The following is a 14,769-nucleotide window of genomic DNA, read 5'->3' on the forward strand; positions in this document are numbered from 1 at the left end:
AGAACCTGCTTGTGTTTTTGTTGTATAGAAACCAATTATAATGCGCCCAATGGTTTTCTTTGAAAAATTCTATCTTTTTTTACACTTTGAAGCGAGCTTCAATGCAACGCATAAAAAAAGTCCAACACTTCCGTGTTAGACTTTTAACTATTGTAGCGAGAACGAGAATTGAACTCGTGACCTCCGGGTTATGAATCCGACGCTCTAACCGACTGAGCTACCTCGCCATAATTTCGGCTGCAAATATAGAAACAAATTCTGCGACAACAAACATAACATTCTAAAAAAAATAAATTTAGCTTATAGTTTTGTTTTGACCCATAATTGTATATATTGAGCATATAATATAATTCAATAATGGACGATAAAGAAAAATATGAAATGGAGTTTGTAATTCAGGCTTCTCCCTCGCTTATATATACTTATATATCAACACCTTCAGGCTTATCAGAATGGTTTGCAGATAATGTAAATTCTCGAGGCGAGTTATTTACTTTTATATGGGATGGCTCAGAAGAACAAGCTAAACTGCTCAGTAAAAAAAGTGGTGAACGTGTAAAATTTAGATGGTTAGAAGATGATGAAGATGGTGCATCTTATTATTTTGAAATTCGTATTCAAGTTGATGAAATTACAAAAGATGTTTCTTTAATGGTTACTGATTTTGCTGAAGATGATGAAATAGAAGAAGGGAAGATGCTATGGACCAATCAAATTGCAAGTCTTAAACAAGTTTTGGGCTCAAGGTAAACGTAACTAACTTATCTATTATATATTTGTCTCGATTTATTTAAAAACTAAATCGAGATTTTTTTATGGTAAATTTTAACGGAACAATTCTTTCTGAAAGTGATTCTAACCTTACTACAGAGAACAGAGGATATAAATATGGTGATGCACTTTTTGAAACACTAAAAGTAGTTAATGGTAAAATATTCTTTTGGGAAGACCATTACTTTAGACTTATGGCTTCAATGAGAATTCTACGCATGGAAATTCCTATGAATTTTACTATGGAATTTCTTGAAGCAGAAATCTTAAAAACACTCGAAGCTAATGATTTACTGAAATCGTCGGCACGCGTACGCCTAAATGTAGATAGAGGAGAAGGTGGTAAATATTTGCCTTCTAATCATGAGAAAGTGAATTTTAATATTAGCTCTGAAGTACATAATAATCCATTTTATACTATTGATGATCAATTAAGCTACAGGGTTGATTTATACAAAGATTATTTTATGGCTCCAGGATTGTTGTCTGGATTGAAATCTAATAATAAAGCAATTCAAGTCATAGGTAGTGTCTATGCCAAAGAAAATGACTTTGATAACTGTCTAGTTTTAAATACAAATAAAAGTATTATTGAAGCTCTAAACGGAAACTTATTTTTAGTTAAAGGAGATAAAATAAAAACACCTCCACTTGAAGATGGTTGCTTAAAAGGTGTAATGAGGAAGCAGATTTTAGAATTGTTAGCCAAGGATGTTAATTTATTGGTAGAAGAAACGTCCATAAGTCCTTTTGAGCTGCAGAAAGCTGATGAATTGTTTATTACCAATGTGATAAAAGGAATTGTACCAATAACAAATTACCGTAAGAAGACTTTTAAAACTGATTTTGCTAAAAAGGTCGTTGCCAAGCTAAATGCAAAGTTGCGTTTAACCTAATTATAACTTGGATTCTCGGGTGCATTAGACCAAATACTATAATCTCCACCTAGTTCTATCATTTTTTCTCTCCAAAATGTAGAACAGCTTTTTGCTATAATATCGTTATCGTGAATATTCTCAGAAACCAACCAAGTATTAGATTGTAGTTCAGTATCTAATTGCTGTTCGTCCCAACCGGAATAACCCAAAAAGAAGCGAATATCATTTTTAGATATTTTCTTTTCATTAATCAGATCCAATACTACACTAAAATCTCCACCCCAAAAAATACCATTAGAGATTTCGATACTATTTGGAATTAAATCTGGCGATTTATGGATGAAATAGAGGTTATCTTGTTCTACTGGTCCACCATTATACACCGTAAAGTCAGACTCTGTGCCTTCAATAAGATCTTTTAGATTGTAATCTAAAGGCTTATTTAAGATAAAACCAACCGACCCTAATGCATTGTGATCTGCTAAAAGAATCACTGCACGGTTGAACGATATATCACCGATTATGGATGGTTCGGCAATTAAAAGGTTGCCTTTTTCGGGTTTGGTCATTGTTTTATTTCCTTAATGATAACTAAATCTAGAGTATTTTTCTCAGAAAAGCAACTTAAAGCCTTTAAAAATTGGAGCAAAAAAAAGCCTGCTCAATGAGCAGGCTCTGTATTTGAAACAAAAAATGTCTTAGTTTACAGCACTACTTAAGTCAGAACCTGCCTTAAATTTTACTACATTTTTAGCTTTGATTTTTATAGTCTTACCAGTTTGTGGGTTTCTTCCATCTCTTGCAGCTCTTCTAGAAACTGACCAAGAACCAAAACCTACTAAAGATACTCTGTTACCTTTTTGTAAAGATCCTTCGATGTCAACTAATAAAGAATCTAATGCTTTTTTTGCAGCTGCTTTTGTAATTCCAGCATTCTCTGCCATCCCATTGATTAAATCTGTTTTGTTCATAAATTTTAATTTTAAATTGTTAAAAATTCGGTTTTTAAATAGTTGTTATTAAAAATCCGTACACAAAATTATTAGTAATATTCAGCTACGCAAGTAATAGCAAGGGAAAAACGGCTTTTTGTTGATAACTTATAGCATTTGTTAATAAAGACGATGCATTTCATCGGATTTTTATAAAACCAATGATAATAAGGGTTTACAGCAGTTTTGCCGATTCAGAAAAATGAAACCCATTTAAGAGCGATTTTATGTCCATTTTTCGCTTTCCAGGAAGCTGCATTGCTTTGATATTTATGTAACCCCCTGTGCAAGCAACTTTTAGTTCATCTTTAGTTGATATAAGTTGTCCATTATCAAAATTGTGGTTTTCTAAGAGTTTCTCAACGCCATATATCTTAATGCTTAATTCCTCTTTATCGTCATTGTCAAGATAACACCAAGCTGCAGGAAAAGGATTTAAACCTCTAGTCATATTATATATGGTATCAATAGGTTGCGACCAATCAATTTTACAATTTTCTCTATTGAGTTTATAAGCGGTTTTTAAATTTTCAGATTTTGGTTGTGTTTTAGTAGATTCTTTGCCAGTTTCAATTTGTATAACGGTTTCAATTACTAACTCACTTCCGATATTCATTAATTCATCATGTAGTTCTCCAACGGTAGTATCCTTTCCGATTTTTGTTTCTTTTTTCGAAATAATGGCGCCAGTATCTATTTTTTCATCAATAAAAAACGTAGTGACACCAGTTTTTGTTTCACCATTAATTATAGCCCAATGAATTGGTGCTGCACCTCTATATTGTGGTAGTAAGGATGCATGTAGGTTAAATGTTCCGTATTCTGGCATTTGCCATACAACCTTTGGTAACATTCTAAAAGCAACGATGATTTGTAAATTAGCATTTAGTGCTTTTAGTTCTTCAATAAATGTTTCAGCTTTTAAATTTTTTGGTTGTAAGATTTTTAAATCATGCTCTAATGCAAATTGTTTTACAGCTGAGGCTCTTAGCTTCTGTCCACGACCTGCTGGTCGATCTGGAGCAGTAATAACACCAACAACATTATAGTTGTGGTATAAAAGCGCTTTTAATGTAGCTACGGCAAAATCGGGAGTGCCCATAAAAACAATTCGTAAATCGCGTTTTGTTGTCATATAATAGTGTAGGTATTTGCGTTAGTTATTTTAATCTTTTTTGTTTCCATTAATTCTGAAATTGTCAGTAAGAGCTCTTGTTCAGAACATTTAATTTTATGTAATAGTTGTCGCGAAGATAAGGCTTCAGCTTTTAAAGCTTTTAAAACATTATCTGAAAGACTTGCTTTTGAACCGCTATTGATTTTAGATGTTTTTGCCATACAAACAGAACATATACCACAGACTTCACTGGTTTTTTCTCCAAAGTAAGTGAGTAATTGCAGACTCTTACAAACCTTATCATTTTTGATATAAGCTAGTACAGATTCTATTTGCTTATGTTTTAAAGTGTGCTGTTGTTCTATAGTTTTTGCTATTGGGTTTATGGTAATGTCATCTTCACGAGGTAGGAGAAAGGTAATTTCAGAATCAGTATTAGCCATTTGTAGACTGATAACTTCGTCTTTTTCTAAGCGTTGTAATTGTTCAATAACCTGTTTTTCTGTAAGATTTGATTTTTGAATAATTAAACTGAGATTAACTTTCGTTTCATAATCAAAAATACCACCATAGGTTCTTAGAAGTACTTTAACTAAAATATTAAGATCTAAATGGGTTTCTAAATATTGAAATAATACAGTATTGCTTGTTATAAACTGAATTTTAGTTCTAAAATTAAAATGCTGAGTTAGAGTTATAATCGCATTTCTATCAAGTAATAATAACGCATTGTAAGTAATACTGGCACTTAACTTGTAGGCATTACAAAAAGACTTAAAGTCGAATTGGTGTAAACTATTTTCGCCTTCTCCATAAGAGATTTGAAAATAATTGCACAATTTATTATATACAGTTTTCACAAAATCTACTGAAGGTAATGTACTTAAAAATTGATTGCGAAGGTGGTCTTCATCGACATGCTGTTTTAAAATAACAGCATGTGCTAGATCTCCATCGCGACCAGCTCTACCAGCTTCTTGATAATAACTTTCTAAACTTTCGGGTAAATTGAAATGAATTACGGTTTTTACATTAGCCTTATCAATTCCCATTCCAAAAGCGGTTGTAGCCACTATAATTTGCTTTTGGTCATTGGTCCATTGGTATAAGCGCTCTTGTTTTTCCTTATTGGTTATACCTCCATGGTAGAAGGTAGAAGAAAACTTTTTTGCATTTAAATAATTATGAATATCAATTGTTGCTCTTCTATTTCGAACATATATTATAGATGAACCATGATGTCTATTTAAAATATGTTCTAATTGAAATAATTTATCATCTGTATGAATAACACTATATGCAATATTTGGTCTTGCAAAGGATGCTTTATAAATTTTTGGACTTACAAAATCGAGGTTTTCAATAATATCATCAACAACATTGTGTTTTGCCGTTGCTGTAAGGGCAATACAATTTACATGAGGATGTATCTGTCTTAAAACACTTATGTTTTTGTATGCTGGTCTAAAATCATTTCCCCATTGACTAATGCAATGTGCCTCATCAACAGCAATTAAACTGACTTGCATTTGCTGAATACGCTCTTGTACTAAAGGCTGTTGTAAGCGCTCTGGTGATAGATAAAGAAACTTATAGTTGCCGTAAATGCAATTGTCTAATTGTGTATCTAAATCTTTATAAGACATGCCAGAAGTTAAGGCAATAGCTTTAATACCTTTTCGTTTAAGCGTATTAACCTGATCTTTCATTAAAGCAATTAATGGAGACACGACAATGCAAATACCATCTTGAATTAATGCAGGAATTTGGAAACAAATCGATTTCCCTCCGCCAGTTGGTAATAGTGCAAAAGTATCCTCATGGTTCAAAACCGAAGTGATAATCTCTTCTTGTAATGGTCTAAAGGAAGTGTGATTCCAGTGACGTTCTAAAACTTCAATAGGATGCATCACTGCAAATTTAAGGAGTCTAGAACAAAGTCTGTCCGAGTTTTTATACTTCCGAAAGGAACATCAATCAAATTATAGCCAAAACGCTTATAAGTATCTAATAAATGATGATGAATTTCTATGGCTTGTTCAAAGTTTTCGTAACGTTCACTATCACTTGTGAAAATCTCTTGCCAAGGTGCTAAAACGAAAATACTATCGTAAGTGTAAGTTTCACATGCTTTTACAAAATGATCAGGATAAGTATCATCTGCATAATCCATATATGCTAATATATCTGGTATTCCTCTGTCTAAGAAGACAACATTGTCCAACTCTTTTTGAGCGTCAAAAAATTGCTGCGTTCTTCCTTCAAGAAGTTTCTCGCTAAACAATAAGGGCTTTGTTAAAAACAATTGTTCAATGCCTTCTTTTCTAGCTTGAAGTGTCACTTGTCTAGAAATTTCATCATAGCAAAGAAAACCACTTTTTATTAAGTGATTAATTATTGATGTTTTTCCGGTTCCTGGTCCACCAGTAATGACAATTTTCTTCGGATTCAAATTGGCAACATTTTTGCTTTAAAAATAAAAGATAAAAATGTAAAGTTAAACGTATCTTTGCAATTGAAAAATTTTACCATGGATAGTTCTAAGAAAACAGACGAATTTTACGAAAAACTTAAAGGTCAGTTATATGACACTGCGCTTTGGCCAGCTGAATATTTATATAAATTTATTGTACTTTCTAAAGGCACAGGAATTGCAGCTATTGAAGGCCTCTTTAATGATTTGGGAGCGGTTATTACCACTAATGCATCTAAAAATGGAAAATACACAAGTGTTTCTATAAATGTTAGGATGAAAAACCCTGAAGCTGTCATAGCTAAATATAAGGAAGTAGCCGAAAATGTTGAAGGTGTAATTTCTCTGTAAAATTTATTATACCCTTCGTATTTTTTTGTACTTTGCAACAAAACCTAAAGACTACAGGTTTTATTATTATTTACTACACATTTTACAATTTTGATTGACGATTTAGAATACAACACAGAACGCGAGCATTTAATTATACCAGAATATGGACGTCATCTGCAAAAGATGATTAATTATGCTAAGTCTCGTGAGACCAAAGAAGAAAGAAATAAAGTTTCAAAGGCCATTATCTCGGTAATGGGTAATTTACAGCCTCATTTAAGAGATGTACCAGATTTTCAGCATAAATTATGGGATCAGTTATTTATTATGGCTGATTTTGAATTAGATGTTGATTCTCCTTATGGTATGCCTTCAAAAGAAGAAATACAAGCTAGACCTGAGCCTTTAAAATACCCACAGAATCATCCTAAATATCGTTTTTACGGAAACAATATAAAAACGATGATTGATGTTGCAGTAGGTTGGGAAGAAGGTGAACTTAAAGAAGCTTTAACCTTTACAATTGCTAACCATATGAAAAAGTGCTTCCTTAACTGGAATAAAGACACTGTAGAAGATGATGTCATTTTTGACCATTTATTTGAGCTTTCAGGTGGTAAAATTAACTTAAAGAACAGTAATGAAGATTTAAGTGAGTCTTCTAGCTTAATGCGAACCAAGTCCAAGTATGGAGGAAAAGGTGGTTCTGGTAAAAAGAGCAGTTCAAAGAAAAAATATTCCAATAACAGAAAACGTTACTAACCACGAATGAGTACATTTAAAATTGAAGGCGGCCACCAACTAAAGGGTAAAATTCAGCCTCAAGGAGCAAAAAATGAAGCTTTACAAATCTTATGTGCAGTACTTTTAACTGCAGAAGAAATTAAAATAGAAAACGTACCAGATATTATTGATGTCAATAAACTCATCGCGTTATTGAAAAAATTAGGCGTAAAAATCAATAAAATTGGTAAAGGATCTTACACCTTTAAAGCTGATGAAGTCAATTTAAAATACTTGGAATCAGCTGAATTTAAAGAGGACGGTAAGGGCTTGAGAGGTTCTATAATGATAGTTGGACCTTTACTAGCACGCTTTGGAAAAGGATATATTCCGAAACCAGGTGGTGATAAAATAGGTCGACGTCGTTTAGATACACACTTTGAAGGTTTTATTAATCTTGGTGCTAAATTCCGTTATAATAGAGAAGATTTATTTTACGGTGTAGAAGCGAAAAAACTAAAAGGGGCATACATGCTTTTAGATGAAGCCTCGGTAACAGGAACAGCCAATATCGTAATGGCTGCTGTTTTAGCAGAAGGTACAACAACAATTTATAATGCAGCTTGTGAACCTTATTTGCAACAGCTCTGTAAGATGCTAAATCGTATGGGAGCAAAAATATCTGGTGTTGGTTCTAATTTATTAGTTATTGAAGGTGTTGATGCTTTAGGAGGAACTGAACACAGAATGTTACCAGATATGATTGAGATTGGTAGCTGGATTGGTTTGGCGGCTATGACAAAAAGTGAATTGACAATTACGAATGTGAGTTGGGATGATTTAGGGGTTATTCCAAGTGTATTTAGAAAAATAGGAATTACAGTAGAGCGACAAGGAGATGATATTCATATACCAGCTCATGTTAACGGTTATGAAGTGCAAAGTTATATAGATGGTTCAATCTTAACTATTGCTGATGCGCCTTGGCCAGGTTTTACACCAGATTTATTAAGTATAATCTTAACAGTATTAACACAGGCTAGAGGAAGTGCGGTAGTGCATCAAAAAATGTTCGAAAGTCGTTTGTTCTTTGTTGATAAGCTAATAGATATGGGTGCAAAGATTATTCTTTGTGATCCGCATAGAGCAACAATCATCGGTCACGATTTTAAGTCAACACTAAAAGCTACGACTATGACTTCTCCAGATATTAGAGCTGGTGTCTCTTTGTTAATTGCGGCTTTATCTGCAAAAGGAACATCTACCATACATAATATTGAACAGATTGATAGAGGTTATGAAAACATAGCTGAACGTTTAAGAGCTATTGGTGCAAAAATTGAACGTATAGAAGGGAACTGAAATTTATAATTATTAATATATAAAAAAGCTTCAAATTTTAAACTTGAAGCTTTTATGTTTTAATAAGATCTAGATACTATTCCATAGAATATAAAAATTGTTCACTTACAATTTTACCATCTTTGACTTCAAATACAGCAAGCTCTTCCATTTGTTGTCTTCCTCTATCCTTAAAAGTAATATCAAAATCCATTTTTGTGGTAAAATGATTTCCAGCTACAACAGGCTCACTGATTGAGCTGCTATGAAATTCAGTAACATTATCTAGCCATTCTTTGTTTTTATTCCATACCTCTTGTTTACCAGTTATTTTTTCTCCTGGCATTCCTGGCATTTCATTACTAATTACGTTTTCTGCGTATAATTCGTTGATGCATTCTAAGTTTTCACCTTTATTGCACATTTCTTGCCATTTTTTGGCAACATCCCAAGTGTTCATATTGTGTTTGACTTTAAATTAGTTAGATAAAGTTAACCAAAAGTCAATTTATAAATCTTAAAATAATGTTATGATTGATTTACTTGCAAATAAAAAAAGCTCTGATGACTAGTCAGAGCTTAAAATTGTTTATTGAAATGGTTATTTCTATAATGACGTTAATCATCTTAATAGAGAAACGTAATATTTTAGATATTATTGTATATAAGTGTTAAAAATTTAAACTATAGTTAATAAATATGTTAATTAACAGCAGATTTGTATATATCTAAACAGCGTTGTCTGGCTTCTTTATGGTCAACCATTGGCTTTGGATAGGTTAATTCTTGATAATCTGGCACCCACTTTTTAATATACTCGTGATTTTTGTCGAACTTTTGAATTTGAGAAGTTGGATTAAAAATTCTAAAATACGGTGAAGCGTCTACACCAGAGCCAGCGACCCATTGCCAATTACCAACATTACTTGCCATTTCGTAATCGTGGAGCTTCTCTGCAAAATAAGCTTCTCCCCATCTCCAATCTATTAATAAATGTTTGCAAAGAAAACTACCAACCAACATTCGCACACGATTATGCATAAAACCAGTCTCATTGAGTTGTCTCATACCTGCATCAACTAAGGGGTAGCCTGTTTTACCTTCGCACCATTTCTTAAATTCTTCCTCATTGTTTCTCCATTCTATTCTATCATATTTTGGTTTGAACGCTTTATCTTCTGTATGTGGATAGTGCCAAAGTATTTGCATAAAAAACTCACGCCAAATAAGTTCTTGCCAAAAAATTTCATTCTTTTCTGCAATAGCTTTTTTTATCATTTTTCGCACACTTACGGTTCCAAAACGTAAATGTGGTCCCAATCTCGAGGTCGCATCTTTTGCGGGATAATTTCTGGTCTCTTCGTATTGTTGAATTAAAGTTGGTGTTACTTCATACTCCGAAATATGTTGTTGAGATGTTTCAAACCCAATATCAGACAGACTTAAATTGGGTAATCTTGAATGTTCTACCAAATTCTTTAAGTACGAATTGGTATAGAAAATCTCTAAATCAATAGTTTTAAATTTTTCTTTCCAAGTTCGCATGTAAGGGGTGTAAACTTTATATGGATCACCATCTTTCTTTACTACTTCGTCTTTTTCGAAGATGACCTGATCTTTAAAAGTTTTAAACCCAATATTGTGTTCTTCTAAGTGTTGCTCAATCTCTTGATCACGTTCTTTTGCATAAGGCTCATAATCGTGATTGGTATATACGGTATCAATTTTGAAATCCTTTAATAGCTCTTTATATATTTCTTTGGGTTTACCATGATACATTGCAATACCACTATCATATTCGTCTTGTAGCGTTTGTCTCATACCTTGAAGCGCCTTATGTATAAAAGTGACACGAGCATCATTTTTTGGAAGCTTATCCAAAATTTCTGAATCGAATATAAAAATTGGTAATACAGGATGTTTACTTCTCAGCGCTTCGTAAAAACCTGCATTATCATCTAATCTTAGGTCTCGTCTAAACCAAAAAATATTAACGGTATGAGTCATAAACTAATATGTGCCAAAAAGTTCTTCTAATTTTTTCGTTCTATAGTTAAAAATTTCTTCAAGTTTCGGCTTTACTAGGATAGGATGCACTAGTTGCCCTAAAATACCCATTGGTACTTTATAATCAATTATATCCTCCATCTCAACACCACCATCAATTTTTTTTATGAAATGTTTGTGATGCCAAAGCGAATAAGGACCAAAACGTTGTTCGTCTACAAAATATTCTTTGTCTTTTACATGAGTTATTTCTGTCACCCATTTGGTTTTTATACCTAAAATGGGAGTAACGATATATTGTATGATTTGCCCAGGAAACATTGGTTTTTCTGCACCAGATAGTATATTAAAACCCATATAATCTGGAGTTATGGTTTTTAAGTTTTTTGGACTTGATAGAAATTCCCAAGCCTTTTCCACTGATATTGGTAAATTTTGTTTTTTGTGTAATGTATATATTTTCATATTATTAAATTGGTAGCTGAGCGCAGTCGTAGTTAATTATTAAAAACTATATATCCGTTTAGTGAAGTCGCAATACAAAGCCAAATAATATAAGGCAATAGGAGATATTTCATCTTGCTCAATTTTTCATCTCCGAAGCTTATAAAGAAATATGAAATAACTAAAGTTAATGCTACGATTGTTACAAGCGCAATATTTACTAAGTGTTGGTTAAAGAAAATATAATTCCAGCTAACATTGAGAACAAAAGCTAATGTGTAGATAGTAATTACAAATTTCGAATTTCTATACGTAAACAGATAAGTTAAATAGACTGAAAAGCATATCATAATGAGTGTCCATGCTGCACCAAAAACCCAACCTGGAGGTGTCCATGGGGCTTGGTTGAGACTTGTATACCAAACAGAAGTCGGACCATCATTCATTAAATAACTACCTATAGCTAAGCCGCCAAAATTGATGACTAAGAATAGTATTAGAAGGTAGATTTTTTTCAAAACGCTATTGTTTTAAAATTTCAATCTGTTCTATAATTTTTTGAGCTTCAGCATATTTTTTATCACTTTCAGCTCTATTGGTCGTTGAAAGTCTATGCCAATCGGCCATCAGTTTTTCATACTGCTTTTGTAGTTTGTCTAACTCTGATGTTTTTTTAAATATTCCAAACATGTATCTTTATTTTAAATATTGAGTAATACGAGAATTCATAGGCTTTGTGATAGAGTAGAAGTAGTCTATAAATTCACCATCTTCCGCTATTAAATACTTCTGAAAATTCCATTTAACTGTAGAATTTTGTTTCCCGTTAATTGCTTTTTTAGTCAACCATTTGTATAATGGATGTTGCTGATCACCTTTTACATTTATCTTCTCAGTAATTAAAAAAGATACTCCGTAATTAATCTCACAAAATTCTTGAATTTCTTGAGATTTACCTGGTTCTTGACTACCGAATTGATTGCATGGTACGCCTATTACAACCAAATCATTTTGGTAAATTTCATGCAATTTTTGTAATTCTCTATATTGCGGTGTAAAGCCACATTTTGAGGCCACATTGACAAATAAAATCTTCTTTCCTTTAAAATTTGATAAATCTATTGGTTGACCTTGAAGATTATTTATTTCTATGTCGTAAATGGACTCAGTGGCTATTTGAGTAACATCAGAGTCTGAGGTCATAATTGTGCCAACAAAGGCTTTTAATGGATTCATATTATTAAAGTTTAAAACTTACGATTCCACAATCCATTTCAAAAATCTGACCTGAGAGCGATGCCGCTTTTTCTGAAAGTAAAAACGCTGCCATATCTGCTACTTCTTGTGGTTGTAAATATTTTTTTAGTGGGTGCCGATCATTCATATTCTGTATCATGCGCTCATTTCGCAATAATTTTGATGCCAATTCGGTATCAGTTACTGTTGGTGCAATGGCATTAACACGTATCGTAGGAGCTAATTCTGCTCCTAGCGACTTAGTCAATCCTTCTACTGCAGATTTTGATGCTGCTACGCTAGCATGAAATGGCATTCCTAATTTGGCTGCCACTGTACTGAAAAATACAATTGAGGGCTTATTTCCTTTTTTTAAAGCAGGTAGATATTTTTGTACAGTTTTAACCGCACCTAAAACATTAATATCAAAATCAGCTTTAAAATCATCTACACTCAAACGATTAATTGGTTTTAAATTAATACTACCAGGACAATACACCAATCCGTCTGCGGATTCTATGTCTGGTAATTCATCATTTAAGACATCACAGTTATAATGTTTTAAATTACTTTGTATTTGCTCAGGTTCTGTTCTACTGATGTTTACCACTTCATCATAAGAAGAAAGCAAAGATGTAACAATAGCATTGCCAATACCTCTGCTTCCTCCAATCACTATTAATCTGCTCATTGCTTACGATGCTGTTAAAGGGCGTCCCTTTAAGCGTTTTTCAATTTTTTGTTTTATAACTGTTAAGCGCTTCATGATGTCCATGATGCTTTGGTCTTTGTTTTGTTTATAGATTTCGTTTAGACCTAAAATCAAAGATTTTGCTTCTCTCGAAATCCTTACGCGGTCACTAGTGGACAACGACTTTCTTTTTTCTTGCTCAAATTCTAGAGCTCTGTTGATTAAATCCATAACAATTTATTTAGCTGTTAATATAATTTTGTAATTCTGAAATTTTTTCTGGTGTATTAAATTCACCACCGTAGTATGTTGTTACTGTTGCAGACGTATCATCCTTAACACCTCTCGAAGATACACACAAATGTTTAGCATCTATGATTACCGCAACATCTTCTGTTTCTAATACAGTTTTAAGTTCGTTTGCTATCTGATTTGTTAAACGCTCTTGTACCTGTGGACGCTTAGCGTAATATTGTACAATTCGGTTTAATTTTGAAAGGCCAATAACCTTCCCAGACGATTTGTATGCAATATGAGCTGTTCCAATAATTGGCACAAAATGATGCTCGCAGTTTGAATAAAATGTAATATTTTTTTCAACTAACATCTGATTGTATTGATATTTGTTATCAAACAATGCCACTTTAGGTTTATTCTTAGGGTCTAATCCTGAGAAAATTTCTTCTATATACATTTTGGCTACTCGGTCTGGTGTACCTTGCAATGAATCATCGGTTAAATCTAAACCAAGTACATCCATTATTTCTGAAAATAATATAGATATACGCTGCTTTTTTTCATCATTAGACATATCAAAAGCATTTGGCTTCATTGGTGTGTCTAAACTTGTAAATAAATGATCATCGCCAATGTCTTCAATACTAAATCCATTTAGCTGATGTCCGTTTTTTTGGGAAATTGTTTCCGTTTTCATAGAATCTTTTTAATGTGCTGGCTTTAAGTACTCCAAACTTAAATCAAAGCACGTGTTAACGTTTTGAAATAGAGTTGTTTGTTATTGTTCTTTGTCTTGAGCATTTAAATCTGCCTTCGTCAAACGTTCTTTTTTTACTGTGTTTAGTAGCTCTTCCCTGTACTCTCGCTCTCCATAGTCTAAAGCTACTCGGTTTTAATTCTCTTCGCATTAAATTAATAACCTCTTGTTCTTTTATTCCGAATTGAAATGTAATTGCGTCAAAAGGTGTTCTGTCTTCCCAGGCCATCTCTATAACACGATCAATGTCTCTAATTTTTAAATTCATATGTTCTGAGGCATCGCATATTGCATATCATATTTTACTTTTTCATCTAGTAATTTACTAAAGAACTTTTTATTCTCTTTAAAAGTTCTACTATTTCTGAATTGTATATATTTTCCTTGAGCATGAATACTAGAACCATTAGTCTTATAAATTACCAATTGATAATATGGAATAATCCAAGTAAAATTTTTTAAACCTTTATTAATCATAATCAAAATCCCTTTTGGTCTAAGCTCAATATTTGCATAATTGATATCAGATACCAAATTCATCATAGATTTCATATTAGGGCTAACATCGTCAATTATCATGCGTTTAGAACCTACTCCTCCTAATTTCAATTTCTGTACCAAACTAAACTGATAACCAACAATGTCAGCTATAATTTTTTTGTGTTCAGAATTGTGATGTGTCGTATTTAATATCATTCTGAAGTAAATGTACAAAATGTTTAATGTTTAAATAAAAAACTTAAACAAAATTAACACAGAATTATGAAAG

General features: G+C 32.5%; 21 protein-coding genes and 1 tRNA gene. 5 read left to right on the forward strand and 17 right to left on the reverse strand.

What is annotated here, in order from left to right:
- Positions 1-153 precede the first annotated feature (153 nt).
- Positions 154-227 (reverse strand) — tRNA-Met (locus SJY34_RS01815).
- Between the two features lie 130 nt (positions 228-357).
- Between SJY34_RS01815 and SJY34_RS01820 the strand changes: the two genes are divergently transcribed.
- On the forward strand, positions 358-750 hold the full coding sequence (locus tag SJY34_RS01820) for an START-like domain-containing protein (RefSeq protein ID WP_400078354.1): 393 nt from the start codon (positions 358-360) through the stop codon (positions 748-750).
- Positions 751-815: 65 nt separating this feature from the next.
- Positions 816-1,667, forward strand: a complete 852-nt coding sequence (locus tag SJY34_RS01825; RefSeq protein ID WP_400078356.1) for an aminotransferase class IV — start codon at positions 816-818, stop codon at positions 1,665-1,667.
- Here SJY34_RS01825 and SJY34_RS01830 read toward each other — a convergent pair.
- The 5 genes from SJY34_RS01830 to SJY34_RS01850 form a co-directional block, all read right to left on the reverse strand.
- The gene (locus SJY34_RS01830) at positions 1,664-2,218 is read right to left on the reverse strand and encodes a YqgE/AlgH family protein (RefSeq protein WP_400078358.1); all 555 of its coding nucleotides are present in this window, start codon (positions 2,216-2,218) and stop codon (positions 1,664-1,666) included. The two genes, SJY34_RS01825 and SJY34_RS01830, sit on opposite strands and share 4 nt — an antisense overlap.
- A gap of 129 nt (positions 2,219-2,347) precedes the next feature.
- Positions 2,348-2,620 carry an HU family DNA-binding protein gene (locus SJY34_RS01835; RefSeq protein ID WP_008271173.1) on the reverse strand — a complete coding sequence of 91 codons (273 nt, stop codon included), beginning with the start codon at positions 2,618-2,620 and terminating at the stop codon, positions 2,348-2,350.
- A 196-nt stretch (positions 2,621-2,816) separates the two neighbouring features.
- Positions 2,817-3,776 carry a methionyl-tRNA formyltransferase gene (fmt, locus tag SJY34_RS01840; protein ID WP_400078359.1) on the reverse strand — a complete coding sequence of 320 codons (960 nt, stop codon included), beginning with the start codon at positions 3,774-3,776 and terminating at the stop codon, positions 2,817-2,819.
- Positions 3,773-5,668: an ATP-dependent DNA helicase RecQ gene (locus SJY34_RS01845; RefSeq protein WP_400078360.1), complete on the reverse strand. Its 1,896-nt coding sequence runs from the start codon at positions 5,666-5,668 to the stop codon at positions 3,773-3,775. Before SJY34_RS01845 ends, fmt begins: the two co-directional genes overlap by 4 nt.
- Positions 5,668-6,210 carry an AAA family ATPase gene (locus tag SJY34_RS01850; RefSeq protein ID WP_400078362.1) on the reverse strand — a complete coding sequence of 181 codons (543 nt, stop codon included), beginning with the start codon at positions 6,208-6,210 and terminating at the stop codon, positions 5,668-5,670. Before SJY34_RS01850 ends, SJY34_RS01845 begins: the two co-directional genes overlap by 1 nt.
- Before the next feature lie 78 nt (positions 6,211-6,288).
- On the opposite strand from SJY34_RS01850, the gene SJY34_RS01855 reads away from it, so the two are divergent.
- The 3 genes from SJY34_RS01855 to murA all read left to right on the forward strand — a co-directional run bounded on the left by SJY34_RS01855 (position 6,289) and on the right by murA (position 8,649).
- Complete coding sequence (locus SJY34_RS01855; RefSeq protein WP_400081432.1) at positions 6,289-6,582, forward strand: DUF493 family protein; 294 nt, start codon at positions 6,289-6,291, stop codon at positions 6,580-6,582.
- A 90-nt stretch (positions 6,583-6,672) separates the two neighbouring features.
- Positions 6,673-7,326, forward strand: a complete 654-nt coding sequence (locus tag SJY34_RS01860; RefSeq protein WP_400078364.1) for a DUF4290 domain-containing protein — start codon at positions 6,673-6,675, stop codon at positions 7,324-7,326.
- Between the two features lie 6 nt (positions 7,327-7,332).
- Positions 7,333-8,649 (forward strand): UDP-N-acetylglucosamine 1-carboxyvinyltransferase, encoded by a 1,317-nt coding sequence (gene murA / locus SJY34_RS01865; RefSeq protein WP_400078366.1) that lies wholly within the window; start codon positions 7,333-7,335, stop codon positions 8,647-8,649.
- Between the two features lie 76 nt (positions 8,650-8,725).
- Here murA and SJY34_RS01870 read toward each other — a convergent pair whose 3' ends face one another.
- From SJY34_RS01870 to SJY34_RS01920, 11 genes are all read right to left on the reverse strand, one after another.
- Positions 8,726-9,088, reverse strand: a complete 363-nt coding sequence (locus tag SJY34_RS01870; RefSeq protein WP_400078368.1) for a SnoaL-like domain-containing protein — start codon at positions 9,086-9,088, stop codon at positions 8,726-8,728.
- A 242-nt stretch (positions 9,089-9,330) separates the two neighbouring features.
- On the reverse strand, positions 9,331-10,635 hold the full coding sequence (locus tag SJY34_RS01875) for a cryptochrome/photolyase family protein (protein WP_400078370.1): 1,305 nt from the start codon (positions 10,633-10,635) through the stop codon (positions 9,331-9,333).
- Between the two features lie 3 nt (positions 10,636-10,638).
- A complete protein-coding gene (locus SJY34_RS01880; protein ID WP_400078372.1) occupies positions 10,639-11,100 on the reverse strand; it encodes a cell division inhibitor in 462 nt (153 codons plus the stop codon).
- A gap of 32 nt (positions 11,101-11,132) precedes the next feature.
- On the reverse strand, positions 11,133-11,597 hold the full coding sequence (locus SJY34_RS01885) for a TspO/MBR family protein (protein ID WP_400078374.1): 465 nt from the start codon (positions 11,595-11,597) through the stop codon (positions 11,133-11,135).
- A 4-nt stretch (positions 11,598-11,601) separates the two neighbouring features.
- A complete protein-coding gene (locus SJY34_RS01890; protein ID WP_400078375.1) occupies positions 11,602-11,769 on the reverse strand; it encodes a Lacal_2735 family protein in 168 nt (55 codons plus the stop codon).
- A gap of 6 nt (positions 11,770-11,775) precedes the next feature.
- Positions 11,776-12,315 carry a glutathione peroxidase gene (locus SJY34_RS01895; protein ID WP_400078377.1) on the reverse strand — a complete coding sequence of 180 codons (540 nt, stop codon included), beginning with the start codon at positions 12,313-12,315 and terminating at the stop codon, positions 11,776-11,778.
- 4 nt (positions 12,316-12,319) lie between these two features.
- The gene (locus SJY34_RS01900; RefSeq protein WP_400078378.1) at positions 12,320-13,006 is read right to left on the reverse strand and encodes an SDR family NAD(P)-dependent oxidoreductase; all 687 of its coding nucleotides are present in this window, start codon (positions 13,004-13,006) and stop codon (positions 12,320-12,322) included.
- 3 nt (positions 13,007-13,009) lie between these two features.
- On the reverse strand, positions 13,010-13,237 hold the full coding sequence (locus SJY34_RS01905; RefSeq protein ID WP_400078379.1) for a hypothetical protein: 228 nt from the start codon (positions 13,235-13,237) through the stop codon (positions 13,010-13,012).
- A gap of 10 nt (positions 13,238-13,247) precedes the next feature.
- Positions 13,248-13,940: a GTP cyclohydrolase I FolE gene (folE, locus tag SJY34_RS01910; RefSeq protein ID WP_400078381.1), complete on the reverse strand. Its 693-nt coding sequence runs from the start codon at positions 13,938-13,940 to the stop codon at positions 13,248-13,250.
- 55 nt (positions 13,941-13,995) lie between these two features.
- Positions 13,996-14,268: a TIGR03643 family protein gene (locus tag SJY34_RS01915; protein WP_400078383.1), complete on the reverse strand. Its 273-nt coding sequence runs from the start codon at positions 14,266-14,268 to the stop codon at positions 13,996-13,998.
- Positions 14,265-14,696 carry a hypothetical protein gene (locus tag SJY34_RS01920; protein ID WP_400078385.1) on the reverse strand — a complete coding sequence of 144 codons (432 nt, stop codon included), beginning with the start codon at positions 14,694-14,696 and terminating at the stop codon, positions 14,265-14,267. Before SJY34_RS01920 ends, SJY34_RS01915 begins: the two co-directional genes overlap by 4 nt.
- Positions 14,697-14,769 lie beyond the last annotated feature (73 nt).

Source organism: Winogradskyella sp. R77965 (assembly GCF_044594915.1).
In the GTDB taxonomy this organism is placed as follows: Bacteria; Bacteroidota; Bacteroidia; order Flavobacteriales; family Flavobacteriaceae; genus Winogradskyella.

Bases quoted from the DNA above. Each gene is read 5' to 3' on its own strand.
- SJY34_RS01820 (WP_400078354.1), top strand. From the start codon at position 358: ATGGACGATAAAGAAAAATATGAAATGGAGTTTGTAATTCAGGCTTCT.
- SJY34_RS01825 (WP_400078356.1), top strand. From the start codon at position 816: ATGGTAAATTTTAACGGAACAATTCTTTCTGAAAGTGATTCTAACCTT.
- SJY34_RS01830 (WP_400078358.1), bottom strand. From the start codon at position 2,218: ATGACCAAACCCGAAAAAGGCAACCTTTTAATTGCCGAACCATCCATA.
- SJY34_RS01835 (WP_008271173.1), bottom strand. From the start codon at position 2,620: ATGAACAAAACAGATTTAATCAATGGGATGGCAGAGAATGCTGGAATT.
- fmt (WP_400078359.1), bottom strand. From the start codon at position 3,776: ATGACAACAAAACGCGATTTACGAATTGTTTTTATGGGCACTCCCGAT.
- SJY34_RS01845 (WP_400078360.1), bottom strand. From the start codon at position 5,668: ATGCATCCTATTGAAGTTTTAGAACGTCACTGGAATCACACTTCCTTT.
- SJY34_RS01855 (WP_400081432.1), top strand. From the start codon at position 6,289: ATGGATAGTTCTAAGAAAACAGACGAATTTTACGAAAAACTTAAAGGT.
- murA (WP_400078366.1), top strand. From the start codon at position 7,333: ATGAGTACATTTAAAATTGAAGGCGGCCACCAACTAAAGGGTAAAATT.
- SJY34_RS01870 (WP_400078368.1), bottom strand. From the start codon at position 9,088: ATGAACACTTGGGATGTTGCCAAAAAATGGCAAGAAATGTGCAATAAA.
- SJY34_RS01875 (WP_400078370.1), bottom strand. From the start codon at position 10,635: ATGACTCATACCGTTAATATTTTTTGGTTTAGACGAGACCTAAGATTA.
- SJY34_RS01880 (WP_400078372.1), bottom strand. From the start codon at position 11,100: ATGAAAATATATACATTACACAAAAAACAAAATTTACCAATATCAGTG.
- SJY34_RS01890 (WP_400078375.1), bottom strand. From the start codon at position 11,769: ATGTTTGGAATATTTAAAAAAACATCAGAGTTAGACAAACTACAAAAG.
- SJY34_RS01895 (WP_400078377.1), bottom strand. From the start codon at position 12,315: ATGAATCCATTAAAAGCCTTTGTTGGCACAATTATGACCTCAGACTCT.
- SJY34_RS01900 (WP_400078378.1), bottom strand. From the start codon at position 13,006: ATGAGCAGATTAATAGTGATTGGAGGAAGCAGAGGTATTGGCAATGCT.
- SJY34_RS01905 (WP_400078379.1), bottom strand. From the start codon at position 13,237: ATGGATTTAATCAACAGAGCTCTAGAATTTGAGCAAGAAAAAAGAAAG.
- folE (WP_400078381.1), bottom strand. From the start codon at position 13,940: ATGAAAACGGAAACAATTTCCCAAAAAAACGGACATCAGCTAAATGGA.
- SJY34_RS01915 (WP_400078383.1), bottom strand. From the start codon at position 14,268: ATGAATTTAAAAATTAGAGACATTGATCGTGTTATAGAGATGGCCTGG.
- SJY34_RS01920 (WP_400078385.1), bottom strand. From the start codon at position 14,696: ATGATATTAAATACGACACATCACAATTCTGAACACAAAAAAATTATA.